Raw genomic sequence first — 23944 nt, forward strand, 5'->3', positions numbered from 1 at the left:
CCGGCCGCCGGGTGCTGTCAGCTCGTGCTGGCCGGGTTGATGACCGCGAACGTAGCGCCCTGCGGGTCCCGCACCACGGCCATCCGTCCGGCCAGCATGTCGAACGGTGCCTTGCTGACCGAGCCGCCCGCCCGCATCAGCGCGTCAACGGTGCTGTCCGGGTCCTCCACCGCGAAGTACGTCAGCCACTGCGGCGACATCCCCGGCGCGGAGGTGCCGATGTCCGCCAGGCTGCCGACCGTACGGCCCTCGACAGCCAGCATGAAGGCCCCGGGAGCACCCTCCATGGGTTCGGCACGCAGGCCGAGCGCCGAGTAGAACGTGTCGGACGCGGCGATGTCCGGGGTGAGGACCTCGCTCCAGATCCACGCGCTCTTCTCGTTCACCACCTGGGCGCCGATGAACTCCCGCGCCTGCCACACGTTGAAGACCGCGCCGGTCGGGTCGGCGGCGACGAGCATCCGGCCGAGCGTGGGGACGTCCATCGCCGGGTACAGGATCGTCCCGCCGTGGTCGGTGATCGTCTTCGCGGTGGCGTCCGCATCCGCGGACGCCAGGTAGGTCGTCCAGGCCGGCGGCAGAACCGGCCCCTCCATCCCCTGCGACGACATGATGCCCGCGACGGGCTTGCCGTCCAGGAAGCACTGGGCGTAGCCGCTGTGCTCCGGCGGTCCGACTTCGCCCTGCCAGCCGAAGAGTTCGCGGTAGAAGTCGAGGGCGGCCTGCTGGTCGGGGACCGTCAGGTCGATCCAGCAGGGCGTGCCGGGCGCGTACACAGACGTGACTTCGGACATCGTTCTGCCTCCGGAAGCTGGTCCACGGCAGGTGTGCCGCAGGGCGGGGAACGGCACTTCGGACGCTACCCCCCGCACCCCTGCGGTGCACAGTGAACCGGGTCAGCGCTGCGTCAACTCCCGCTGCCACACAGGGCTGTTGAAGTAGTGGTTGTCGTACTGCTGCGAGCTGTCCTTGATGTCCTGGACCGTGGCCTCGCCGCGGTACACCTGCTCCAGGAGCCGGTAGTAGTCGAACCGCCGCATGCCCGGTGTGAACACCACCAGCATCTCGGCCTCCTCACCCGGGGACGGCGCGAAGGCGTGCGGCACCGTCGGCGGGACGGTGAGGAAGTCGCCCTGACCCAGGGTCAGCACCTGGTCGTCGAGCAGGATGCGCATCGAGCCGCTGAGGACGAAGAACATCTCGGTGGCCTTGGTGTGGAAGTGCGCCGGGGCACCCGGCGAACCCTTCTGGAACGTCGCCCGGTTCGCGGTGAGCGCGCCGCCGGTGGCGCTGGAGTCGGCGAGCAGGGTGATCAGGCTCAGCGCGCCGTCCTGGAGGGCTTCCGCTTCGTCGGCGCGGACGAGGACGGGGAACTGCGGGGTGGTGGTCATGGTGACTCCTGCGAGTTGTTCGTTCCGGCTGGTGAAGACCAATCTAGGAGTGCGACAGACCCGGCAAGGGGTGCACTTCCGCACCAGAAACGTGGGTCAATACCGTCGTGTACGGCGGACCTCGTTTTCCCGGCCGACGACCGCTGCCAGGCGCAGCACCGCGAAGACGAACGTCATGTACGGGGAGCTGGTCTTACGCCCCATCTCGAAGATCTTCGGCGCCTGCTCTTCGAGGACAAAGGGAGCGAACGGGCGGAAGGATTCGCGGTGCTTGACCCGGGTGTTGATGATGTCCTTGATGTCGGCGAAGCCGGGGTCGGCGAGGAGGATGCGGTCCTTCCATGAGCGGATCCGCAGGCCGGATGTGGCGTGCATCGTCATGGGCAACTCGTGGTGCGGGGAGGGCGGGATGTCGGTGAACAGCACCATGAACCCGAGCCGCTTCAGGGCGAGGGGGGCTGCGGTGTGGGGTTCAGGTGGCGGGGACGAGTCCGCCGTAGGCGGCGTAACCCAGTGGCCGGGTCTCGCCGTTGACGAACAGCAGGGCGGGCATGTCTGTCTCACGGATCTGGCCAACGGGGGCGGCGGGCATCGGCTCGGTCAGGGTGCCGTACTTGATGCCCAGGTGCTGCAAGCCGGAGCAGAACACGATGCCGTTGGGGGTCTCGCGCCGGTCGGGGATACGGGTGGCGTGGGGGTGTGCGGCAGGGTGGGTATCGGCGCTACGCGGTAGAGGTGTTCTCCCGCGATGAGGGCGTGTCCCTGGAGGCTCTGGTAGGGCAGGGACCCCCACAGGGCGTCGGCGAGTGCCGGGTTGCGGTCGTCAAGGTCGGCGGTGACCGTGATGCCGAAGTTGGGCCAGGAGATCTCGATCTGACGGGCAGGCAGTTTCTCAGACAAGGCTTTTCCAGTTCGCTGGTTCGGCTTGCCCAAGGAGTACATCGCCAGCAGGCGGGTTTCAGCCAGGCGTCGAAAAACACGAAGTATCAGCAGCTCGAGACCCGCAGTTCATATGTTTCTACGAAAATCAGGCCGCCCGGATAATGGTCAATGAGCACTGCGCATCGCGAAAACCGCAGCTCAGGTGGGCTTGGCCACTCTGCCGGGGCGCCCCGCCTTGAATCCGGTTGAATCCGGTCGGTTCTCAAGCGGCGGAGACCGGCCTCTTGACCTCGGTGGTCGCGAGCCACTAATTTTCGGCAGTCGTCTATCCACAACTACCAGAAGGAGGCGATCCTCAGATGAACACCAGCTCTGACCTCGGTCGCCTCGCCCAATGCACAGTCTGGGTCCCCGGTCGGATCGCGCACGGCTGCTGATCACGCCGTTCTGATGTGCCCGTTCGTGGCACATCACAGGTTTCCCGTCACCACCTGCCGGCACGTCGCTGTCGCGTGCCCTGCTGCGCCCGCTCCTCGCACCTGGCGCATCTGAAACACAGAAAGCTGCCTGAAAATTGGCGAACATGATGAATCGACCGATCACGCACCGAATTGAAGGCCTGTCATGGTAGCGGCGCAGATCACGGTCAACGGGAAAGAAACTCCGATTTCGCCGGCTCCGCCGCACACCACAGCCCTGGACTTCCTGCGCGAGCGTGGCCTTACCGGAACCAAGGAGGGCTGCGCCGAGGGTGAGTGCGGCGCCTGTTCGGTCCTGGTGGCCCGCCCCGGGGTGGACAAGCCCACCGACTGGGTGGCGGTCAACGCCTGCCTGGTTCCGGCCGCCGCTCTCGACGGCCAGGAGATCATCACCTCCGAGGGCCTCGCCACCGCCAACGAAGCCGGCACACCGGACACCCTGCACCCGGTGCAGGAGGAGATGGCGGTCCGCGGCGGCTCCCAGTGCGGTTACTGCACCCCGGGATTCGTCTGCAGCATGGCTTCCGAGTACTACCGACCCAACCGCCGCGGGCACGCGGAGCCGGACGGCGGTGCGGACGCGGGCGACAGCGCCGACGCCGAGCACGGTCCGAACGGTTTCGATCTGCACGCGCTGAGCGGAAACCTGTGCCGGTGCACCGGCTACCGCCCGATTCGCGATGCCGCGTTCGCCGTCGGTGTGCCCACGGACGAGGACCCGTTGGCGCACCGTCGTGAGGAGTCCCCGCCCGCAGCGGTCGCCACCGAGTACGTCCAGGACGACAGCGCGTTCCTGCGGAAGAACACCCTGGCCGAAACGCTGGAGCTGCTGCGCGAGCGGCCCGACGCGGTAGTGGTCGCCGGCTCCACCGACTGGGGCGTCGAGGTCAACATCCGGTCCCGCCGGGCGGACTGCGTGGTCGGCATCGACCGGCTGCCCGAGCTGCGGGAGCTGCGGGTCGAGTCCGACTACATCGAGATCGGTGCGGCGCTGACGCTCACCGAGATCGAACGCCGTCTCGACGGCGACGTCCCGTTGCTGGCGGAGCTGATCCCGCAGTTCGCGTCCCGGCTCATCCGCAACGGCGCGACCCTCGGCGGCAATCTGGGTACCGGCTCCCCCATCGGTGACAGCCCGCCGGTGCTGCTCGCACTGGAGGCGTCGCTGATCCTCGTCGGCACCGACGGCGAGCGCGAGGTCCAGCTGGCCGACTACTTCACCGGCTACCGGCAGAGCGTGCGGCGTCCCGGCGAGCTGATCCGCTCGGTACGCATCCCGCTGCCGCAGTCGCCGGTCACGGCCTTCCACAAGATCGCCAAGCGTCGCTTCGACGACATCTCCAGCGTGGCGGTCGCCTTCGCATTCGACATCGAGGGCGGGATCGTCCGCAAGGCACGGATCGGCCTGGGCGGCGTGGCCGCCACCCCGATCCGTTCCCTCGCCACCGAAGCGGCCCTGGAGGGCAAGCCGTGGTCGACGGAGACCGTCGAGGCCGCGGCCCGCGTGCTGCGGGTAGAGGGAACGCCGATGAGTGATCATCGCGCCAGCTCCCGCTACCGCTCCGCGATGCTGGGGCAGAGCCTGCTGAAGCTGTACGCGCAAACCACTGAGGCGGTGTCGTCATGAGTCATTTGTCCCAACGCCCCGAGAAGCCCGTTGTCGGCGTCTCGATGCCGCACGAGAGTGCCACCCAGCACGTCACCGGTCACGCGCTGTACACCGATGATCTGGTCTACCGTGCCAAGGACCTGCTGCACGCCTATCCGGTCCAGGTCATGAAGGCCCACGGCAGGATCACCGCGCTGCGCACCGAGCCCGCGCTCGCCGTGCCGGGAGTGGTCCGCGTGCTGACGGGTGCCGACGTGCCCGGTGTCAACGACGCCGGCATGAAGCACGACGAGCCGGTGTTCCCCGACAAGGTTATGTTCTACGGCCACGCGGTCGCCTGGGTGCTCGGTGAGACCCTGGAGGCGGCCCGGCTGGGTGCGGCGGCCGTCGAGGTGGACCTCGACGAGCTGCCCTCCGTGGTCACCCTGCAGGACGCGATCGCGGCCGAGAGTTTCCACGGCGCCCGGCCCCTGATGGTGACCGGCGACGTCGACGCGGGCTTCGCCGACTCCGCGCACGTGTTCACCGGTGAGTTCCAGTTCTCCGACCAGGAGCACTTCTACCTGGAGACGCACGCGGCGCTGGCCCACATCGACGAGGGCGAGCAGGTGTTCGTCCAAAGCAGCACCCAGCACCCCTCGGAGACGCAGGAGATCGTCGCACATGTGCTCGGTCTGCGCAGCCACGAGGTCACCGTGCAGTGCCTGCGGATGGGCGGCGGCTTCGGAGGCAAGGAGATGCAGCCGCACGGATTCGCGGCCGTCGCCGCGCTCGGCGCCAAGCTGACCGGCCGGCCTGTCCGGGTGCGGCTCAACCGGACGCAGGACCTGACCATGTCGGGCAAGCGCCACGGGTTCCACGCCCAGTGGAAGATCGGCTTCGACGCCGACGGCCGGATCCGGGCACTGGACGCCACCCTGACGGGGGACGGCGGCTGGAGCCTCGACCTCTCCGAGCCGGTGGTGGCCCGTGCGCTGTGCCACATCGACAACACGTACTGGCTGCCCAACACCCGTATCGCCGGTCGCATCGCCAAGACCAACAAGGTCTCCAACACCGCTTTCCGCGGCTTCGGCGGACCGCAGGGCATGCTGGTCATCGAGGACATCATGGGCCGGTGCGCGCCGCTGCTCGGCCTGGACCCGATGGTGCTGCGGGAGCGCAACTTCTACCAGGAGGGTCAGGCGACCCCGTACGGGCAGCCGGTCGTCCAGCACGAGCGGATCCGCGCCGTCTGGCGCAAGACCCTGGAGAACGGCGGCGTCGCCGATCGTAAGCGCGAGATCGCAGCCTTCAACACCGCGCACCCGCACACCAAGCGGGCCCTCGCGGTCACCGGCGTCAAGTTCGGCATCTCGTTCAACCTCACCGCTTTCAATCAGGGCGGCGCGCTGGTGCTGATCTACAAGGACGGCTCCGTCCTGATCAACCACGGCGGCACCGAGATGGGCCAGGGCCTGCACACCAAGATGCTGCAGGTGGCCGCGACCACCCTGGGCATCCCGCTGCACAAGGTCCGGCTGGCTCCGACGCGGACCGACAAGGTGCCCAATACCTCCGCCACCGCTGCCAGTGCCGGAGCGGACCTCAACGGCGCCGCAGTGAAGAACGCCTGTGAGCAGCTGCGCGAGCGGCTGCTGCCGGTGGCCTCCTCGCAGCTGGGGTCGAACGGCTCGGACGTACGCATCGTCGACGGGGTCGCGCGTGCCCTGGGCAGCGACAAGGTGCTGGCCTGGGACGACCTGGTGCGCACCGCGTACTTCCAGCGGGTCCAGCTGTCGGCTGCCGGTTTCTACCGGACCGAGGGACTGCACTGGGACGCCAAGGCGTTCAAGGGCTCGCCGTTCAAGTACTTCTCCCACGGCGCCGCCGCGGCCGAGGTCGAGGTGGACGGCTTCACCGGTGCGTACCGCATCCGGCGGGTCGACATCGTGCAGGACGTCGGCGACAGCCTGTCCCCGATGATTGACATCGGCCAGGTCGAGGGCGGTTTCGTGCAGGGAGCGGGCTGGCTGACGCTCGAGGACATGCGTTGGGACTCCACCGACGGCCCGAACCGTGGCCGGCTGCTGACTCAGGCCGCGAGCACCTACAAGCTGCCGAGCTTCTCGGAGATGCCCGAGGAGTTCAACGTCACGCTTCTGGAGAACGCCACCGAGGAGGGCGCGGTCTACGGCTCCAAGGCGGTGGGTGAGCCTCCGCTGATGCTGGCGTTCTCGGTGCGAGAGGCGCTGCGACAGGCTGCCGCCGCGTTCGGGCCGGGCGGAGTCAGCATCGAGCTCGCCTCGCCCGCGACGCCGGAAGCGGTGTACTGGGCGATCGAGGAGGCCCGCCGGGGTGCTGCCTCCCAGGACGGCCCCGCCCGCGACGAATTCGCCGCGGGCGGCCACGCTGTGAACGGCCAGGCGCGAACCGAAACAGCAGTGCTGAGCGGTGCCTGACATGGCATGGGTCTCCGCGGTCGCGCGGTTGCGGGCACGCCGGGAGTCCGGCGTGCTGGTAACCGTCGCGGCCGTGCGCGGCCACGCCCCGCGCGAAGCCGGTGCGAAACTGGTGGTGGGGCGCAGCGAGACCTGGGGTTCGATCGGCGGCGGCAATATCGAGGCCGTCACGATCGATCGGGCCCGGGAGATGATCGTCGCGTCCAAGCCCGAGCCCGAGCTGATGGATTTCGCCCTGAACGACAAAGTCGCCAACCAACACGGCGTGCAGTGCTGCGGAGGCACGGTCTCGGTGCTCCTCGAACCCCTGCCGGTGGTACGGGCGGTCGCGGTGTTCGGCGTGGGACACGTCGGGCTGGAACTGGCGCGAATCCTGTCCCGTCAGGACCTCGACCTCCATCTGGTCGACACTCGCTCCGAGATGCTGACCAAGGGGCGGCTCGACGTGCTGGCGGACTCGGCGGCGCAGATGCATGTGCATCACACGCCGCTGCTGCCCGAGGAAGTGCTGGAAGGGCTGCCGCCCGGCACCCATATCCTGATCATGACTCATGATCACGCCGAGGACGCCGCCCTGTGCGACGCGGCCCTGCGCACCACCCACCTCGGCTCCATCGGGCTGATCGGGTCGGCGGCGAAGTGGGTACGGTTCCGCAAGCGCCTCCGGACCGAGGGCGGCCACGACGACGCCACCATCGATCGGATCAAGACCCCGATCGGACTGGCCGACATCACCGGGAAGGACCCCGCGACGATCGCCGTGAGCGTCGCCGCCGACCTGCTGCTCACCTTCGAGGCCGACGGGAACTGATTCTCCCCCGGATTGCCAGGGGTGTCCTGTATCTCGTGCGAACGCACGCATGCGGGGCACCCCTTCGGCATGACCGGTTCCCGGACGCCCCTTCGGCACGGCTGGGCCCGGCCCCCTTCAGATCGCGACGGTGAAGAGCCGGCGGTCCTGGACACCCGGGGGAAACCAAAAGCCCCAGGTCACGGAAGAGTGAGTCCTGAGGCTTTACAGACGTGGGTCAGCGGTCTGCTGGTTCGGTTCAACCGGCGCGCCCGTGCGCGGTGAACCGGGTTGTCAGTAGTCGATGCGGTCGGACTTGGCCAGCCACGCGTCGAAGGGCGCCGTACGGTTCGGCATGTCCACCCGCTTGATCGCCATCGGCCAGAGCTCCGCGGGCTGCTTCTCGAACAGGTCGTAGAACTTGCGGTCGTCGAAACCGGCCACCGCGGCGTCGTCCCGGTCGGCGGCGAAGATGATCTGGTCGACTCGCGCCCACAGCGCGGAGGAGAGACACATCGGGCAGGGCTCGCACGAGGTGACCAGGACACAGCCCTCGAGGGAGAAGCTGCCCAGCTTCTGGCAGGCTGCACGGATCGCGCTCACCTCGCCGTGCGCGGTCGGGTCCAGCTGTGAAGTGACGTTGTTGTTGCCGATCGCAACAATTTCCCCACCCCTGGCGATCAGCGCGCCGAACGGACCGCCGCCGTTCTTCACGCTGACGGTGGCAAGGCCGATGGCCTCGTCCATCCAGGTGCGTTCCAAGTCCTGGATACCCTTCTCTACGGCGTACGCGGTCATGATGACTCCTTTGTCAAAACAGTGTGGGCGCCCGAATAGACTGCTGGTGCGGGACACCGCACGGGCAAACCATTCGGGGATAACAAGCAGGATCCGCGCGAGCCGCCCCCGGATCAGTTCCGTGGCGGCACCCGCGGAAGAATCAGCGTGGCCGGGAGCCGGCCACCTCAAGCGTCCCGTCCGGGAGCAGCCGACTGCCGCCGATCCCGCCGGGGACGGCTCATTGAGGTCCTGAGGGGCACGGGTGGGACAGGTCTGAGCGGTCATTGGCGGCCCCCTCTGCCCCTTCCGTACGTCGTTCACTTGTTATTAATGCGGAATAGCGCAAGTACATCCGCCAGGTCTCGTCGAGGGCAGTCACCAAAACCCTCAAGAAATTGACTGATCGACTGGCCTTTCTAGTAGATTCACACGAATGACACAATTGGTTAAACTCGCCTCACTCTGTGTGCTTGTGCTGCAGCCGGAGATCCTGTGACGGGGTCCGTGCCAACACCGGTGACTCTGTTGGTGATCTTGTCGGGGGTGGTGACGGCGGGCGCGGTTGGTGCTTGTCTGGTTGGCGGTGGGGTGGCCTGTGTCGAGGTGGGCTAGGCGCTTGGCTCCCTGGAAGTCCTCTTCGACGCGCCACCGGCGGCAGACCGAGCTGATCAGCACCGATATCGGTTGCGGGTCGGGGTGCCAGGTGCGGTAGAAGGAGAGGGTGCCGGTGCGGCGGTGGCGTCGGATGAGGACCTGGCTGTGCCCGTCGGGGCGTCCGGGCGGGGTGTCGTCGGCGTTCACGTCGATCATCGCCCAGTCGTAGAGCCGCTCGCCGTTCCGGCAGGTCAGTCGCGTCTCCCGGCGTGAGAAGCACCCCGCGATCCGGCCCATCAGGGCCTCGAAGGACTCGCCCCACAAGGCGGGTACTACCGTGGCCTGCGCGGCCACCACCTCTTGATTCGTCTTCACAAACGATCACGATGCGGGCGGCCGCACCCATGCCCGCAGGCACCCCACCCGCCACACCGACCAGCGACGACGTCCTACACCTCACGAACTACAGCTGCCGCGTTCGACACCCACGAGAGGGTCGTCGTGCACCGGGCACTGCGTCGGGAATCGCGGCTGCTCGCCGAGTTGGTCTCCTCCCGCTGGCCGCGCGGCACCTGACCGCCGCCGAGTGGAACGCGATGGGCGAGCACTTCGTGGAGACCACGCCGAAGCCGGAACTGATCCTGCTCCTGGGCATGGTCCTGGAGGACGCGGACGCGGACGAGCGGGCGGTGATCCTCGGCGGTCTGCCACTGCCGGGCCGGATCATCTGGACGCTGTTCGGCCGTCTGGTGTACGCCCGTACGATCCGCCGCGTCCGTGTCTGACGCGTAGGTGTCCGACAGCAGATTTCGTACTAGTACAAAGGAGTCCGCCAAGGCGCACAGCACCTGGGAGGTCATCGTGACACCCGTGCCCGCCTGACGGGCGACGGTCAACTGGTCGGGATGTTCACCCTGGTTGTTCAGCCACCACGCGCAGGCGAGCAACACGAACTGCACGTGGGTCAGGCCGAGTGGTGCCAGGCGACGGCCTGCCCTGTCAGGTGGTCACCGACGCCAGCAGCCGCTCCGCCTCACCCACCAGTCGGGGCAGCGCCGCCTCCGGGTCGGGCGAGCGGGCCAGGACCATTCCCGCCTCGCACAGCACCCCGAACACCAATTGACCGCGGAGCGCCAGTGTCTCCTCAGCCTCCGGACGCGCCCCGGCCGCACCCGCCGCGTCCCGCAGGCCCTGTTGCAGCACGCGCAGCGTGTGCGGACCTTGCAGCTCACGCACGCCCTCCCAGCCCAGCACCGAAGGTCCGTCGAGCAGGGTGATCCGGCGGAAGTCCGGGTCCAGGCAGCGCCGCAGGAAGGTCAGACAGCCCAGCCGCAGAGCGGTCACAGGATCCGGCGCAGTCGCCGCGCAACGCTCCAACTCCTCGGCCACCCGCCCCTGTTGGCGCAGGAAGACCGCGCGGAACAGGGCCGTCTTCCCGCCGCTGAAGTGGTGGTAGGCAGCCCCCTTGGTGACTCCCGCGGCCCCGGCCACCGCTTCCAGCGAGGTAGCCGCGTATCCGTCGCGGCCGAACAATCGCTCAGCTGCCGCGAGCAACTGCTCCGCTGTTGTCCCGGATCGTTCCGACTGGGTCCGACGGGCCGTCATATCTGCCTCCCTGAAAGGTACTTGACGAGCATACCGACGGTACGTATGTTCAATTCACAGCGATTGCATACCCTCGGTATGGAAGTGAGTAATCATGTCCCGACCGCTAGTCGCGATCTACGGCGCCACCGGCCACACCGGCCGACTGGTCGCCGCCGAACTCCTCACCCGGGGCCGGGAGGTCCTCCTCTCCGGCCGCGACGGCCCGGCCCTGCACCGGGTCGCCGAAGAACTGGGCGTACCCGCAGCGCAGGTGCACCCCGCCACCGTGGACGACCCGCAGGCACTGCGCGCCCTCGCCGGAAAGGCCGGGCTGCTGATCCAGTGCGCGGGCCCCTTCGCCGAGACCGGCGTTCCGCTGGCCGCCGCCGCAGTGGCGGGCGGCTGCCACTACCTCGACCACGCCGTGGAGAACCACCACGTCAAGCGCGTGTTCGAGGAGTTCCAGGCCCCGGCCCAAGCCGCCGGAGTGGTCATGCTGCCCGCGTTCAGCCTCTACGGCGGCCTCGGCGACCTGCTTGCCGGAGCAGTGGCGGACGGCCTGGACGACATCGAGTCGATCACCGTCGGCTACGCCGTCTCCGGCTGGATGATGACGTCCGGCGCGCACCGTACCTACGACCTGCTCATCTCCGAACCCCAGCGGATCGGATACACCGACGGCGTCCTGCACGACGGGCTTGAGGAGATGCGCATCGAACGCTTCACCTTCCCGCCGCCGCTCGGAGAGCAGGAGATGCTGGCGCCGTTCCCCGTCTGTGAACCGGTCACCGTGCCCCGGCACGTCCCGGTGCGGAAGGTCGAGGCCCGGATCACCGCCACGACCTTCGCCGAACCGCAGATCTTCGAAAACGAACACGTCGACGACGAGACCCGGAGCCGCAACAGCTTCACCATCGCGGTCCGGGCTGAGGCGGCCTCCGGCATCCGGCACGCCCACGTGCGCGGTGAGCACCTGTGGCGCGCGGCCGTGCTGGCCACGGTGGAGGCCGCTGAGGACATCCTCGACGCCACGGTCCCGCTCAAGCCCGGCGTGCACGCACCCGCGGAGTTCTACCCCGCGGCGGAGTTCCTGCGCCGGCTTGAGCGGATCGGCGCTTTCGAGTTCGTCCTCCAGGGTCGCCCCGGGCGGTGAACTCCGCCGCCGGCGGCGGCCCTCACCCAAGATCAAAACCGCAAACCGGCGGCAGTGCCAGACTTACCGCCGAACCGTACGTACCAAAGTGAGGACCGCCCGTGCGCTACCGCGTCCGAGAAATCAGCCGTGAGGAACATCTGGCCTTCGTCACGGCCCGGGGGTCGGCCAGCCACATGCAAGTCCCGTCCTGGGGCGATGTGAAGCCGGACTGGCGCTCGGAAAACCTCGGGTGGTTCGACGAGGACCGCAAACTCGTCGGTGTGGGACTGGTCCTCTACCGGCCGGTGCCGAAGCTCAAGCGGTACCTCGCCTACCTGCCCGAGGGGCCGGTCATCGACTGGTACGCACCGGATCTCGAACAGTGGCTGCAGCCGATGCTCGCCTATCTCAAGACGCACAGTGCCTTCTCAGTCAAGATCGGCCCGCCGGTCATCGGCCGCCGCTGGGACGCCGAGACGGTCAAGGCCGCCATCGCCGACCCGGAGGCGAACCGGCTGCGCGATGTCGATTCCACCTCACTCGAACCCCGCGCCTTCGACATCGCCGACCGGCTCCGCCGGATGGGATGGCAGCAGCCGGAGACCGACGACGAGGACGGGTTCGCCGCGGGCCAGCCCCGCTACGTCTTCCAAGTCCCGCTCGCGGGAAGGTCGTTGGAAGATATTCGACTGGGCCTGAACCAGCAGTGGCGCCGCAATATCAAGAAGGCCGAGAAGTCCGGGGTGAAGGTGGTGCAGGGCGACTACTGGAATCTGCCGGTCTTCTACGACCTCTACGTCGAGACTGCGAAGCGCGACCACTTCATCCCCCGGCCGTTGCCGTACTTCCAGCGCATGTGGACCGCGCTGACCGCCGAGGACCCGAACCGCATGCGGCTCTACCTGGCCGAGCAGGACGGCGAGGTGTTGTCGGCAGCGACGATGCTCACCGTCGGGGACCACGTCTGGTACTCCTACGGCGCGTCGACCAGCCGCAAGCGCGAACTCCAGCCGAGCAACGCCATCCAGTGGCAGATGATGCGTGACGCGCACGAAATGGGCGCCAGCGTCTACGACCTGCGGGGCATCACCGACACTCTGGCGGAGGGCAACCACCATCTCGGCCTGCTCCGGTTCAAGGTCGGTACCGGCGGCCAGGCCGCCGAGTATCTGGGCGAGTGGGACTTCCCGCTCAACAAGGTGCTGCACAAGGCACTCGACCTCTATATGTCCCGCCGCTGAAATGAGCAGGCTGACGGGCGGGATGACTGCCCGTCAGCTGCTTCGGGCCGCGCGTTTCCGGAGCGACGTCCCGGCTTCCGGCCGTCGGGCAGCCTGTTCCCGTACTCCCGAAGAGCGGCCGTCGGGCAGCCTGTTCCCGTACTCCCGAAGAGGCGCTATCGTGCGGCGGTGACCGGTTCCGCGCAACTACCCCTACCGACGCGGGAGCCCCTGACAACCGGCCTGCCAACCCCTGACCTGCGGTTGGATCCAGCCGGTCAAGTCTGCCTTCCCCGCGCCTGGCTGAGAAGATGCCTTACGTACGGTCAACCCGAATGTAAGGATCACTCCCATGGTCAAAGGCGTGATGTTCGACTTCTCCGGGACGCTCTTCCGCATCGAGTCGACGGAGGAATGGCTGCGCGCGGTACTGGCCGAAACTGGGCCGGACATGGCGGAGGACGAACTCACCGGCTGCGTAGCCCGCTTGGAGTCAGCCGGTGCGCTACCGGGCGGCCCAGCCCCGGCACATCTGCCACAGCACCTTGAAATCCCATGGCAGGAAAGGGATTTGACTTCAGATCAGCACCGCGCCGTGTACACGGCACTGGGCCGGGAGGCGCTGGCTTCTCCCGCACTCGCCGAGGCGCTGTACGACCGGCACATGACGGCCGCCTCCTGGCGGCCCTACCCGGACACCGAGAGCACACTCAAGGAACTGCGCAGCCGGGGCGTGCCCGTCGCCGTGGTGAGCAACATCGGGTGGGATCTGCGCGCGGTTCTGCGTGGTCACAACGTGGATTCGCTGATCGACGTGTGCGTGCTCTCGTACGAGTTCGGCGCGCACAAGCCCGATCCCACGATCTTCCAGTCCGCGTGTGACCAACTGGGCCTGGCGCCGGCCGAGGTCCTGATGGTCGGCGACGACCGCGCTGCGGACGGCGGAGCTGCGGCATTGGGGTGCCCACTGCATTTTGTGGACCACCTGCCGGTGGACCAGCGGCCGACCGCGCTGGCGGAGATCTTCACATTGTTCTGACACGGTGTTCGGGCAAATTCCGGCGTTACGGTCACCGGACACCGCACTGGTCCGGTCCCCCTTCCCGCGCCCCCGCAACCTGGTCGCGCGCGGCGACCGACTCCCACTCGCCCCGGTCCGGCCCGTCGAACACCGGCGTGAAGTCCGGGTGTTCCGTCAGCCAACGCTGGACGTGGGTCTTGATCTCCTCCGTGCCGTACGCCTGATCCGGGGTCACCAGGAGATGCCGGACCTGTGCGCGGGCCCGCATGATCACCGGGTCGTCGTACGCGGCGGCGGACAGAACCGCCTGCTGCCACGCCGAACCTGTGAGAGGTTCCGGCGGCTTGGCGATCGCCGCGCTGAGCCGGGCCTCATACGTACTGTCAACAGCGACCTGAATGTCGAACCACGGGCGCAGATTCCGTACGGTCCACTCGTGGTAATCCCGGACGAACGCCTCCGGATCCGCTGCGGCACCGGCAGCGTGGGCGGCCACTCGTTGGGCGGCTCGCAGTGCCAGGGCCGCTCCCTGGCCGAGGGTGGGGTTGGTGTGCGTGATCGTGTCCCCGATGCCCACGAGGCCGGTGACGATGGGACCTTGGTCGTCCGTGTACGACGTCCAGCGGTTCTCCAGACCGGCCATGGGTTGTACCGCGGAGAGCACTTCGTGTTCCAGCGCCAGCCACGCCGCGGCTGCGGGGAAGCTCCGGGCGACGGCTTCGAACACCTCCGGGTCGCGCAGGGCAACGCGGGTCGGGTCGCTGGTGGACACGATGAGTGCCACCGCGAAAACGCCGTTGTCCGACGGGAAGACCCCACCGACGGCAAACGGTGCCACCGAGCCGGCCTTCACGTGCCCGGGGTCCTGCGGACCGCCGGGTAGCACTCGGTACCAGCGGCAGAAGTAGGCGATCCCCGTACGACGGCTCTCCACGACGGCGTCACGGCAGCCGGCTTCGGCCAGCCACCCGGCGACCGGGGAGCGCCGCCCTCCGGCGTCGATGACGAGTTCGGCGGGCTGCCGGGTGTAAACCGTACGAACGCCTTTGACCCTGGGGACCGGCCCGTTCTCGTCGACGACGAGGCCTTCGACGGGGTCTCCCCGGCGGGTTTCGACACTGGGTTCGCGGGCCACGGCGGCGCTCAACGCGGCTTCGAGGACGATGCGCCGCGTCTGTATCGTCACCAGGTCCTCGTCGCCCGCGCGGACCGGCGGGTGTTCGGGGAACCAGTCGAACTCGTGGCGCTCGCGGGCGCCCAGGCGCAGCATCGCGGTGTAGACGTCGGGGGCTTCGTCGAGCAGTACCCGCCGTACGGGCCCGAGGATTCCGTGCGGCTGGACCGCCTGCGGGGTGGTGGGGCGGTGCCAGGCGAAGAAGTCACGGTCGAGGTCGTGGCCCGCGCTGCGGCTGTCGCGTTCGAACAGGGTCACCGGGTGGCCCCGGCGTCCAAGGAACAGTGCGACGGCCAAGCCGCCGATCCCGCCGCCGATTATCGCAACGCGTGTCACCGTGTGCTCCTTCACGTCGTGGGGCGGATCGACCGTATACCGGTTGGCCCGTACGCCGTTCACAGAGTGTCGGCTTCTGGCAGGGTGCTGGGATGCGAATCATGGGAGATCGTGTTGCCGGGTTGGCTGCCGTCTGCGGGTTGGTGATCGCCCTGGCCGGGTGCAGTGATGGCAGCGGGAAGAAGAAGATCACCGATGTGCTCGGCGCGAGCACTTCGCCGGGGCCGGGTGCGGGTGCGAGTGCGAGTGCGAGTACGAACAGGACTCCCAGCGCGGTTCCGACCGTCGACTCCCCCGGCGGCACCGCGATAACGCTGACCGGGGTCAGGCCGCTGGCCGGAGCCGAGGCGGCGGCCGCGCAGAAGTCAGTCCGTCAGCGCGCCGAGGCTCTCGGACTGCACGTCAAGATGCTCCGTACGGAAGGGCCGAAGGTCTTCCTGAAGGTCGTCGAGGATGGCGTTCCCGCTGACAGGGTGCAGTCCTTGGGGCGGATGGGGACCGTTGAACTCCGTACGGTGAGTGCGGTCGACACCGCCGGGACCATGCCCGGCACGTTGCCAGGGACCATGCCCGGCGCGTTGCAAGGGACCGTCCCCGCCGCGTTGCAGGAAAAGTTCGCCGCGCTCGACTGCACAAAGCCTCCGGCGGACGAGGTCGCCGCCGCTGACGCGCCGACCGTCGGATGCCAGGCCGCCGACCAGGGCGACCCGGCGGAGAAGTTCGCCCTCGGACCGGTGGAGATCGCGGGTGGCGAGGTGGCCTCGGCGGTGCCGTCGATGTCCGACTCCGGCTTGGGCTGGCAGATCAGGGTCACCCTCACGCAGTCCGCTGCCGCGCGCTTCACCGACTTGACCGGCCGCCTCTCCGTACAGCCTGACCCGGCCAATCGCATTGCGATCGTCAGTCAGGGTCGGGTGATTTCCGCACCTGCCGTGGCGACTCCGATCCCTGGCGGTCAGGTGGTCATCAGCGGCAAGTTCACCAAGACTTCGGCGGAAGAACTCGCCGGGATCATCGCGGCGGGCCCGCTGCCCGGGGAGTTTTCGGTGACGGTCGGGGGCTGAGTTTCAGCTTCCCGCGCAAGGCGGAGAATCCCTTGGGCCTGGGCAGGGCCATGCGCTGCGGAGGTGATCCGCAGGTGTGGCGTTTGTTGCGTGCGGCTCATCCCCCACGCGGTCGGCGATGGCAGGATGGCGGAATGACGATCAACCGCGCGGGCTTGTCAGCGTCCGCCGCCGCAGACTTCGGGTCCCGGTCCGCTGCGGGACTGGTCCATGACGATCTCCGCGCCGCGAAGGCGCTGGTGTACGACCCGGTCGAATTCATGTGCTCCCCGCCGGTCGCCGAAGCGGAGAGCGCTGAATACGCGGCGTACGAATTCACTCTGAACGGCTGTTCCGTCAGATTCCGGGCGGCTAAGACGACCCCGACGAAGGTCGGGCAGTTCGTCACGATGTGGAAAAGGTCGGAATCCGGCCCGATCGCACCTTTCGACGCCGCGGACCCCGTCCACCTCTTTGTCATCAGTAGCCGGGACGGCGGTCATTTCGGACAGTTCGTCTTTCCGCGGGAGGTGCTCTGCGCACGGGACATCGTTTCGAGGAACGGGGTGGGCGGGAAGCGCGGGTTCCGTGTCTATCCACCGTGGGTGACGACGACGAACCGGCAGGCCGGGAGTACGCAGGCGTGGCAGGTGGAGTACTTCCTGGACCTGGGTTCGGACGGGGCGATTGACTTGGGACGGGCCCGGGAGCTGTACCACCGGTGAGGCGCAGGCTCCGGATCGATCATGGGCTCTCCATCATCCCCTTCCGCTGCACACGGGAGGCGAAGGACAACCTCGCAGCCACCAGAAGACGGCCAATTACTGCTGCCGAACTGTTCAGCCGGCATCAGTCGCTTCCTGACTAATTCTCCCAGAAGACGCCCGCAGGCCCGCAATCGGACAAAGCCGGACGCCCCCGGACCGTTCGCGGCCCCAACCCGACATCATCATCGACGCGATGCAGAGGAGAACCTGTGCCGGTCCCCTTCGCCACCGTTGTCGGCGCAGCCGGCTCCCCCGTCATCCTCCACGCCCCCCACAGCTCCCGCCGGATCACCGACGCCGCCCGTCGTCACATCCTGCTGAACGACCAGGCGCTGCGCGGCGAACTCGACCACATGACCGACGCGCATACCGCCGAACTGGCCGAACAGGCAGCAGGCAAAGCACAGTTCGCACCGTGGGTGTTCACCAACACGTACTCTCGCCTTGTCGTCGACCCCGAGCGGTTCCCCGACGCGCGGGAGGAGATGGCGGCGGTCGGGATGGGCGCGGTCTACACCCGGACGTCCCACGGTCTCCGACTGCGCGGGGACGACCCCGTACACGCCGAGGAGTTGCTGGCCGCGCACTACCGTCCGTATGCCGCAGCGCTGACAGACCTGGTGGACGAGCGCCTGGCGGCCGTCGGGCGTGCGGTGATCATCGACGTGCACTCCTATCCACGCGAGCCGCTGCCGTACGAGTTGCACAGCGGCACGCCCCGACCGGCCGTCTGCCTGGGGACCGACGAGTTCCACACGCCGCCGTCGTTGACGGACGCGGCCCGGACTGCATTCGGCGACTGCGGGCTGAACACGCCCTTCTCCGGCTGCTACATCCCGCTGAAGCACTATCAGCAGGACTGTCGCGTGTCCGGGGTCATGGTGGAGATCCGGCGTGACGTGTATGTAACGGAGCCCGGCGGTCCGGTCCACGACGGATTCGCCGACCTCGTGCGGGCCTTGGCGAGTCTGATCGACGCGGTTTCGTTCACGTGAGTCCCGGCCGGGCGGCCCGTCTTCCCGTCTTCCCGTCTTCCCGTCTTCCCGTCTTCCGGTCTTCCGGTCTTCCGGTCTTCCGGTCTTCCGGTCCCAGGTTCGAAGCCTGCTCGCGGCCGGGCCACACGTTCGAGTGAGTATGGGCTGAAAGCGCAGACGGGCCTCGCCAATTGTGATCTTGTGCGTACGCGTTCCCCGTTCGGCGGGACGTTTTCCATCCCGTACGCAGCTCAGGGGAACAACAGCATGAAACTTAAGTTCACACGGCGCATGGGACGCGCGGCCGCGTCCGTCCTGGCCCTCGTCGTCGCAACGGTCGGCCTGTCCACCGGCGCGACGTCGGCGCGCGCCGCCGGTACGGACGGCGACACCGAGGGTCAGGTTTCCACGGCCGCCCACGCAGCGGAGAAGAAGTCCGGCGTGACCGTGATTCACCGGGCTGACGGAAGTTATGTGGTTCAGGCGGGCGACATCCTTGTCCCCGGGAACACACAATCTTGGGCTCCGCCGGTCGCCACGCTGCCGACTGCGCCGGATCCGCGCCACGGGACATGACAGCCGGTACGGGTTAGTCAGCCCGGCAGCCCGGTGACCCGCATGGTGATGTTCAGTCGCCCGCCACTCAGCCCCGTGGCCGGGTCACCGGTGCCCGGATACACCTTCGGGACACCGTGATACGCGAAGCGCGACGGCCCGCCGAAGACGAACAGATCGCCGGAACGCAACTCCACATCGGTGTAGGGCTTGTTGCGGTTCTCAGGGTTGCCGAACCGGAAGACACACGCGTCACCGATGCTGAGTGAGACCACCGGGGCACTGGACTTCTCGTCCTTGTCCTGGTGCATACCGAGTCTGGCTTCGCCGTCGTAGAAGTTGATGAGCGCGGTGTCCGGCGTGTAGTCGGCGGCACTGTCCTTGAGCTGGTCGTTGGTGAGCGGATCGTCTCCGGCCGGCTCGCCCTGCCCCGGCCTGGCCTCCGGGTTGTCCGTGCCGTACGCCGCGGTGAGCGCCGCGCGCCCCAGATCCACCAGCCAGTCCGGGAACTCCGCGACCCGTGCGCCGTTCACATCATCTGCCGTACGGCTGTACTCGTACGGACGCCAGTGCCAGCCGATACCCACCGATTGCACGGACATCACGCCGCCGCGTGGCAGCGTCGTGTGCCGGATCGGCACCGGGCCCCGCGCCCAGCCCCGGCACGCCCCGACCAGCTGTTGTTGTTGCGGCAACGTCAGCCAGCCGGGTACGTGCACGGCCCCCGGGGTGATTTCCGCACGGGCCCGGTCCGCTTGGTCGAACAAGAACAACGGAGTCAGCCTTCTGCTCGATCATTGTGGGCCCGGGTCGGAAACCGGGCGCTCCAGTCGCCGCTGGGAGGTTGTCGGCGTTCCACACCCCAAGTTTCGCCTTCCACCCGCGCACCGCGCACACCTGGGGCCCTCTCCGCCCCGGCCAGTGTCGTGACCTGCGGGTCTTCGAGGGACGGGTCTTCGAGGGACGGGTCTTCGAGGGATGGGTCTTCGAGGGATGGGTCTTCGAGGGATGCGAATCCGTACGTCCGTTCCGGATCCCATCCTGTGCTGCGTCGCAGCCGCCGACTCATCTGCGTCCAGCCGAGCGGGGTCGCGGCCACTACCCAGGCGTCCGGGTCCCCTGCGGCGAACCGCCGCGCGGGACGCAGCCAGGAGGCCGCCTCCTCGGGCCAGTCGACGACTGCGAGGACATCTTTTCCCGCTGCCTCCCAGGCCGCGATGAAGCCCCGTGCCGCAGCGCACGAGGCGTCGTCGCGACTGTGGCCGACGGTGACTGTCCAAGCGCGGTCGAGAAGGTCAAGGACGGTGGCGAATTCGGACTGGGTGTACGGGGGCGGACCCGGGCCGACACCGGGGTTCGTTGCCCGGGTCTGCTGCGGACCAGCCCGGTCGCCCCGCCCCGTGCGAGCGTCGATCCGGCGGCCCGGGGCACCGGCCGACAGCCCGGGGGCCGACGCCTGGAACCCGTCAGGGATTTTTGATGATGCGCTGTGCATACTCGTCGTTTCCTTTGGCATCAGGCTGCGTCATGCGACGGCATACGAGGTCATACGACGTCATGCCGCGTCATGGAAGACGAGGCCGAGGGTCCGGCGGGACCCTGAGCGGACCGTACTCACGCCGTGCCGGACCGGTGCGGTCGACCAGCCCCGTTTGGACGGCACCGGGCGGTCGCGGGTGGTGAAGACCAGTCCATGACCCCGGGTGAGGCCCCGTGCCGTGCCCCGCGACTGTGCACGGGGCCGTTGCTCGACGAGCAGGAATTCGCCGCCGGTGTAATCCGTACCGTATTCATCGAGCCCGATCACCACCTGAAGTGGGAAGACCAAATCCCCGTACAGGTCACGGTGGAGTGCGTTCCAGTCGTCCGGCCCGTAGCGGAGCAGGATCGGCGTCGGCCGGGTCTGCCCGGCTTCGTGGCATTGGGCGAGCCACTCGTCCAACGTGTCCGGCCACGGTGCCGGTCTGCCGAGTTTCTGCGCCCAGTCACGGGCGATCGGCAGCAACCGCGGATAGAACGCCGCGCGGAGGTCCTGGACGGGCCCTGGAACCGGATTGGCGAAGTAGCGGTACTGCCCTGCCCCGAAGCGGTAGCGCGCCATGTCGATCGTGGCGCGGAACAGGTGTTCCTGGTCGTACAGTTCCGCGATACCCCGACACTCCGCCTGGGTGAGCAGGGGCCCAGTCAGAGCACACCCGTACGCATTGACTTCGCTGCTGAGCCCCGCCCAGTCGGCGCCGTCCACCCGCTCGCGCAAGCTTGTCGGTTGCTCTCCACCGACGAACAGCGGCCCGTTGCGCGGCTTGTCGATGCTCGCGTGCAGAGTCATGGTCAATCCCGGTTCTCGGTCCATCGGTCGCCGTCGGTCCCTGTTCGGTCCCTGTTCGGTCGCTGCCGGTCGTTGGTTGGTCGCTGTTCGGTCGCTGTTCGGTCGCTGTTCGGTCGCTGTTCGGTCACTGCAGGCAGCCTCGGCGCGGTCCGTGTTCTCGCTTCCTACTGTGCGGCGCGCAAGCTGAGACAGCTGGCGGGATTCGGACGTAGCGTTCCGGATTGCTGAAGCCGCCCCTCCCTCAGTCGACCGGAGGATCACGGCCAGGCGACTGGCGAGCTGTTTCCCGTATCACCCCAGCCACCTTGTTGATCATCGGCATCTCGCGACTCCTGTGCTTGGAACGGCCCGATTCGCGCCGCAGGATTCCCATGATCAACACGGCTTTCCCCCGTGAGATGCTCACGGGATGCTTCTCGACACTCCCCGACTGATCCTGCGCCGCTTTCAGCTGGATGACGCCCCTGCGCTCGCGGCTTACCGCTCGGACCCCAGTGTCGCCCGCTACCAAAGCTGGACCGCGCCCGTTTCACTTGCCTCCGCAGCCGACCTGGTCGCGAACTTCGCTACTGGTGACCCCAGGAAATCCGGCTGGTTCCAGTACGCGGTCGAGCTCAAAGACACTGGCCCGCTGATCGGCGATGTGGGTGTGAACCTGCACGAGAACCAGATGCAGGCTGAGTTGGGCTTCACCCTCGCCGCGGACCGACACGGGCACGGGTACGCCACCGAAGCCGTACGGGCCGCACGGGCCGCACGGGCCGCACGGGCCGCACGGGCCGCACGGGCCGCACGGGCCGCACGGGCCAACTGGACAGTGAGTAAGCAAGCAAGTCGGCCAGTCGGTCAGTAGGACCCACTGGGGTCCGTACTCCGCAATATGCTTGTCTGCGGAGATGACGGGCTGGGCACCGTGCTGCATGCCTCAGCGGATCAGCGTCCCCGCGGTGTGGGCCGACGAGGGTCGGGCAACCGGATATGACAACACATCAGCGCTCACTACAACGGGGGCGTCGATGCCCGAGCAGCCGAGAGGAATCAATGCCTGACGACTACCAGCGCGCCCCGGTGCCAGTAGGAGAGTGGATGGGCGGTATAGGCCTGCCATTCGATCCGGCCGTACCGTACTGGCGATTCGATGAAGCGTCGGAGTACAAGGTCGACGACAAGGTGAACCATAACGGCGTGACGTTCCGGGTGATCAAGGCGCCACCGTCGGGCGAGCCGGGCACAGCCAAGGCTGACGCGTACTACGAACCTGCCGTTTAACCATTCGAAGTCCCAGGCGGCTATAGCGCCCACGACCGCGGACTCCCCGCCCGGGGCAGGTCCGGAGAGCCGGTCCAACTGGATAGAAGCCGGGCTCGGTACGGTCAAAGTGTGAAAGCGTCACTCCCCGGCGACGTTGTGCGCAACAGGTCCCCGCCCGCCTGGGTCACGCGCCAAGGCGAAGATCACCGCATCGTCGGTGAGCCCGAGCCCACGGGTGTAGCCCAGCAGATCCGCGCCGAGCCGGTTGACCGCCGCGGCCGGGTCCACGCCACCTGGAGACTTCGCCAACAACGCCGTCGCCCTCTCCACCAGGGGATAGGGCCGGCCGGCCGCGTCCCGAGCGTCTGGGACGCCATCCGTCACGAGGACCAGCAGGTCGCCGTCGGCGAAGGGCGGCAGCCACAACCCCGGGGAGCACAGGGCAAGTTCGCCGAGTCCGAGCGGGACACCCGGGTCCGGCGGCTCAAGCACCTGCACGGTTCCGTCCGCCCTGATCAGCAGGGGCTGTTCGTGTCCGCGGTGGACCATTGCGAGATGGTCGGCACGTACCTCCACGAACAGTGCGGTGACGAACTCCTCGTCCCGCGTGTGCCAGTTGAGGCTGCGCTCGATCCGCTGGGCGACCGCGCCGAGCTCGGGTTCGTCGTACGCGGACTCGCGGAACGCGCCCAGGGTCACCGCGGCCGTCCGGACCGCGGCGAGCCCTTTGCCCTGTACGTCGCCGATGATGATGCGTACGCCGAACGGGGTGTCGGCCACCTCGTACAGGTCGCCGCCGAGCTCGGCCTCGTCGGCGAGGGCGAAGTAGCGCACCGCGAGACTGATGCCGCCGACCCTCGACGGCGGCGGGAGCAGGATCGCGCGCTGTGCGGCCGACGCCACCTCCGACATCACCGCGAGCGCACGCTCGCGGCGTACCCGGACCGCGGCCAGGACCGCACTGGTGATCACCGCAGTCAGGAAGACCAGCGTGTAGATGACAAACGTGTGATCGGTCACCGAGGGGGTCAGGTTGTCGTAGGTGGCGAGCGCATACCGCAGCGGCAGGGCGATCAGCCCGATCGCCAGGACAACCCAGGGTCCCGCGGTCACCGCGCCCAGCGCCGGGGCGAGGATCAGGAACGGGTAGACGATGGTCTCGCGACTGGTGATCAGGTCGGTGACGACGATGAAGATGACGATCGCAGCCGGGAGCCGAATCTGCCGGAACAGCGAACCGGTCGCAGAACTGGTCACTTTCTGTGCCACCAGGTCCGGCATGCTCATCGGCCGCTCCTCAATCGGGCCGGACAGTCGCCCGGCATGATCCATCGTGGCCAACGATCCGGCAACCCGCACGCGGGCGACCGATTCCGCTGCGCCGAGCGGGTGGCCGCGGGAGCGACACACCTGGCATTTGGGGGATGCATGGGAATTCCCGTACGGAAGCGCGGCCCTTGACCTCAACTGCACCTGACCTTTTACGGTGCTCGCGTTAGCCCGTTCGTGAACGCGAGGGGCGTAATCATGCGTGCGTACATCCAGCAGGAACCGGCCGCTCAGCCCATCGGCTACTGGGTGTTCAT

Annotated in this window: 23 protein-coding genes and 1 pseudogene; 13 read left to right on the forward strand and 11 right to left on the reverse strand. The window is 68.0% G+C overall.

Features of this window, described 5'->3' with window-relative positions:
- Positions 1-17: 17 nt before the first annotated feature.
- From AC0Z36_RS03800 to AC0Z36_RS03815, 4 genes and pseudogenes are all read right to left on the reverse strand, one after another.
- Entirely contained in the window at positions 18-794 is a 777-nt protein-coding gene (locus AC0Z36_RS03800; protein ID WP_485461213.1) for a VOC family protein, read from the reverse strand.
- A gap of 102 nt (positions 795-896) precedes the next feature.
- The gene (locus AC0Z36_RS03805) at positions 897-1391 is read right to left on the reverse strand and encodes a cupin domain-containing protein (protein ID WP_485461214.1); all 495 of its coding nucleotides are present in this window, start codon (positions 1389-1391) and stop codon (positions 897-899) included.
- A 156-nt stretch (positions 1392-1547) separates the two neighbouring features.
- Positions 1548-1724, reverse strand: a pseudogene (locus tag AC0Z36_RS03810) (carbamoyltransferase C-terminal domain-containing protein); the annotation flags it as partial.
- A gap of 139 nt (positions 1725-1863) precedes the next feature.
- A complete protein-coding gene (locus AC0Z36_RS03815; protein WP_485461215.1) occupies positions 1864-2040 on the reverse strand; it encodes a hypothetical protein in 177 nt (58 codons plus the stop codon).
- An 857-nt stretch (positions 2041-2897) separates the two neighbouring features.
- Here AC0Z36_RS03815 and AC0Z36_RS03820 point away from each other — a divergent pair.
- Genes AC0Z36_RS03820 through xdhC form a run of 3 tightly spaced genes read left to right on the forward strand, consistent with a single transcriptional unit; the run spans position 2898 to position 7613 of the window.
- A complete protein-coding gene (locus AC0Z36_RS03820; protein WP_485461216.1) occupies positions 2898-4379 on the forward strand; it encodes a xanthine dehydrogenase small subunit in 1482 nt (493 codons plus the stop codon).
- Positions 4376-6802 (forward strand): xanthine dehydrogenase molybdopterin binding subunit, encoded by a 2427-nt coding sequence (xdhB, locus tag AC0Z36_RS03825; RefSeq protein WP_485461217.1) that lies wholly within the window; start codon positions 4376-4378, stop codon positions 6800-6802. The genes AC0Z36_RS03820 and xdhB overlap by 4 nt, the downstream gene beginning before the upstream one ends.
- Before the next feature lies 1 nt (position 6803).
- Positions 6804-7613: a xanthine dehydrogenase accessory protein XdhC gene (gene xdhC / locus AC0Z36_RS03830; protein WP_485461218.1), complete on the forward strand. Its 810-nt coding sequence runs from the start codon at positions 6804-6806 to the stop codon at positions 7611-7613.
- A 273-nt stretch (positions 7614-7886) separates the two neighbouring features.
- On the opposite strand, the gene AC0Z36_RS03835 is transcribed toward xdhC, so the two are convergent.
- Positions 7887-8390 (reverse strand): nucleoside deaminase, encoded by a 504-nt coding sequence (locus tag AC0Z36_RS03835; protein WP_485461219.1) that lies wholly within the window; start codon positions 8388-8390, stop codon positions 7887-7889.
- 1172 nt (positions 8391-9562) lie between these two features.
- Here AC0Z36_RS03835 and AC0Z36_RS03840 point away from each other — a divergent pair.
- On the forward strand, positions 9563-9751 hold the full coding sequence (locus AC0Z36_RS03840) for a hypothetical protein (RefSeq protein WP_485461220.1): 189 nt from the start codon (positions 9563-9565) through the stop codon (positions 9749-9751).
- 214 nt (positions 9752-9965) lie between these two features.
- On the opposite strand, the gene AC0Z36_RS03845 is transcribed toward AC0Z36_RS03840, so the two are convergent.
- Positions 9966-10571 carry a TetR/AcrR family transcriptional regulator gene (locus tag AC0Z36_RS03845; RefSeq protein ID WP_485461221.1) on the reverse strand — a complete coding sequence of 202 codons (606 nt, stop codon included), beginning with the start codon at positions 10569-10571 and terminating at the stop codon, positions 9966-9968.
- Positions 10572-10665: 94 nt separating this feature from the next.
- On the opposite strand from AC0Z36_RS03845, the gene AC0Z36_RS03850 reads away from it, so the two are divergent.
- From AC0Z36_RS03850 to AC0Z36_RS03860, 3 genes are all read left to right on the forward strand, one after another.
- Positions 10666-11706 (forward strand): saccharopine dehydrogenase NADP-binding domain-containing protein, encoded by a 1041-nt coding sequence (locus AC0Z36_RS03850; protein WP_485461222.1) that lies wholly within the window; start codon positions 10666-10668, stop codon positions 11704-11706.
- Positions 11707-11807: 101 nt separating this feature from the next.
- Entirely contained in the window at positions 11808-12929 is a 1122-nt protein-coding gene (locus AC0Z36_RS03855; RefSeq protein WP_485461223.1) for a lipid II:glycine glycyltransferase FemX, read from the forward strand.
- A 331-nt stretch (positions 12930-13260) separates the two neighbouring features.
- The gene (locus AC0Z36_RS03860) at positions 13261-13947 is read left to right on the forward strand and encodes an HAD family hydrolase (protein ID WP_485461224.1); all 687 of its coding nucleotides are present in this window, start codon (positions 13261-13263) and stop codon (positions 13945-13947) included.
- A 31-nt stretch (positions 13948-13978) separates the two neighbouring features.
- On the opposite strand, the gene AC0Z36_RS03865 is transcribed toward AC0Z36_RS03860, so the two are convergent.
- Positions 13979-15439, reverse strand: coding sequence for an NAD(P)/FAD-dependent oxidoreductase (locus tag AC0Z36_RS03865; RefSeq protein ID WP_485461225.1), 1461 nt, complete (start codon positions 15437-15439; stop codon positions 13979-13981).
- A 101-nt stretch (positions 15440-15540) separates the two neighbouring features.
- On the opposite strand from AC0Z36_RS03865, the gene AC0Z36_RS03870 reads away from it, so the two are divergent.
- The 4 genes from AC0Z36_RS03870 (at position 15541) to AC0Z36_RS03885 (ending at position 18799) form a co-directional block, all read left to right on the forward strand.
- A complete protein-coding gene (locus AC0Z36_RS03870) occupies positions 15541-16503 on the forward strand; it encodes a SecDF P1 head subdomain-containing protein (protein ID WP_485461226.1) in 963 nt (320 codons plus the stop codon).
- 260 nt (positions 16504-16763) lie between these two features.
- On the forward strand, positions 16764-17207 hold the full coding sequence (locus tag AC0Z36_RS03875) for a MepB family protein (RefSeq protein WP_485461323.1): 444 nt from the start codon (positions 16764-16766) through the stop codon (positions 17205-17207).
- A 251-nt stretch (positions 17208-17458) separates the two neighbouring features.
- Positions 17459-18244, forward strand: a complete 786-nt coding sequence (locus tag AC0Z36_RS03880; protein WP_485461227.1) for an N-formylglutamate amidohydrolase — start codon at positions 17459-17461, stop codon at positions 18242-18244.
- A gap of 246 nt (positions 18245-18490) precedes the next feature.
- The gene (locus AC0Z36_RS03885) at positions 18491-18799 is read left to right on the forward strand and encodes a hypothetical protein (protein ID WP_485461228.1); all 309 of its coding nucleotides are present in this window, start codon (positions 18491-18493) and stop codon (positions 18797-18799) included.
- Positions 18800-18816: 17 nt separating this feature from the next.
- Here the strand turns inward: AC0Z36_RS03885 and AC0Z36_RS03890 are convergent, their stop codons facing one another.
- From AC0Z36_RS03890 to AC0Z36_RS03900, 3 genes are read right to left on the reverse strand one after another with little or no spacing between them, the layout of a single operon-like run.
- Complete coding sequence (locus tag AC0Z36_RS03890) at positions 18817-19551, reverse strand: alpha-ketoglutarate-dependent dioxygenase AlkB family protein (RefSeq protein WP_485461229.1); 735 nt, start codon at positions 19549-19551, stop codon at positions 18817-18819.
- Positions 19552-19556: 5 nt separating this feature from the next.
- Complete coding sequence (locus AC0Z36_RS03895) at positions 19557-20273, reverse strand: hypothetical protein (RefSeq protein WP_485461230.1); 717 nt, start codon at positions 20271-20273, stop codon at positions 19557-19559.
- A 60-nt stretch (positions 20274-20333) separates the two neighbouring features.
- A complete protein-coding gene (locus tag AC0Z36_RS03900; protein WP_485461231.1) occupies positions 20334-21107 on the reverse strand; it encodes a 2OG-Fe(II) oxygenase in 774 nt (257 codons plus the stop codon).
- 409 nt (positions 21108-21516) lie between these two features.
- On the opposite strand from AC0Z36_RS03900, the gene AC0Z36_RS03905 reads away from it, so the two are divergent.
- Both AC0Z36_RS03905 and AC0Z36_RS03910 read left to right on the forward strand, forming a co-directional pair.
- Positions 21517-21960 (forward strand): GNAT family N-acetyltransferase, encoded by a 444-nt coding sequence (locus tag AC0Z36_RS03905; RefSeq protein WP_485461232.1) that lies wholly within the window; start codon positions 21517-21519, stop codon positions 21958-21960.
- A gap of 188 nt (positions 21961-22148) precedes the next feature.
- Positions 22149-22376, forward strand: a complete 228-nt coding sequence (locus tag AC0Z36_RS03910; protein WP_485461233.1) for a hypothetical protein — start codon at positions 22149-22151, stop codon at positions 22374-22376.
- A 120-nt stretch (positions 22377-22496) separates the two neighbouring features.
- Here AC0Z36_RS03910 and AC0Z36_RS03915 read toward each other — a convergent pair whose 3' ends face one another.
- Positions 22497-23645, reverse strand: a complete 1149-nt coding sequence (locus AC0Z36_RS03915) for a PP2C family protein-serine/threonine phosphatase (RefSeq protein ID WP_485461234.1) — start codon at positions 23643-23645, stop codon at positions 22497-22499.
- Positions 23646-23944 lie beyond the last annotated feature (299 nt).

It is taken from the genome of Kitasatospora sp. UYEF31 (genome assembly GCF_057291755.1).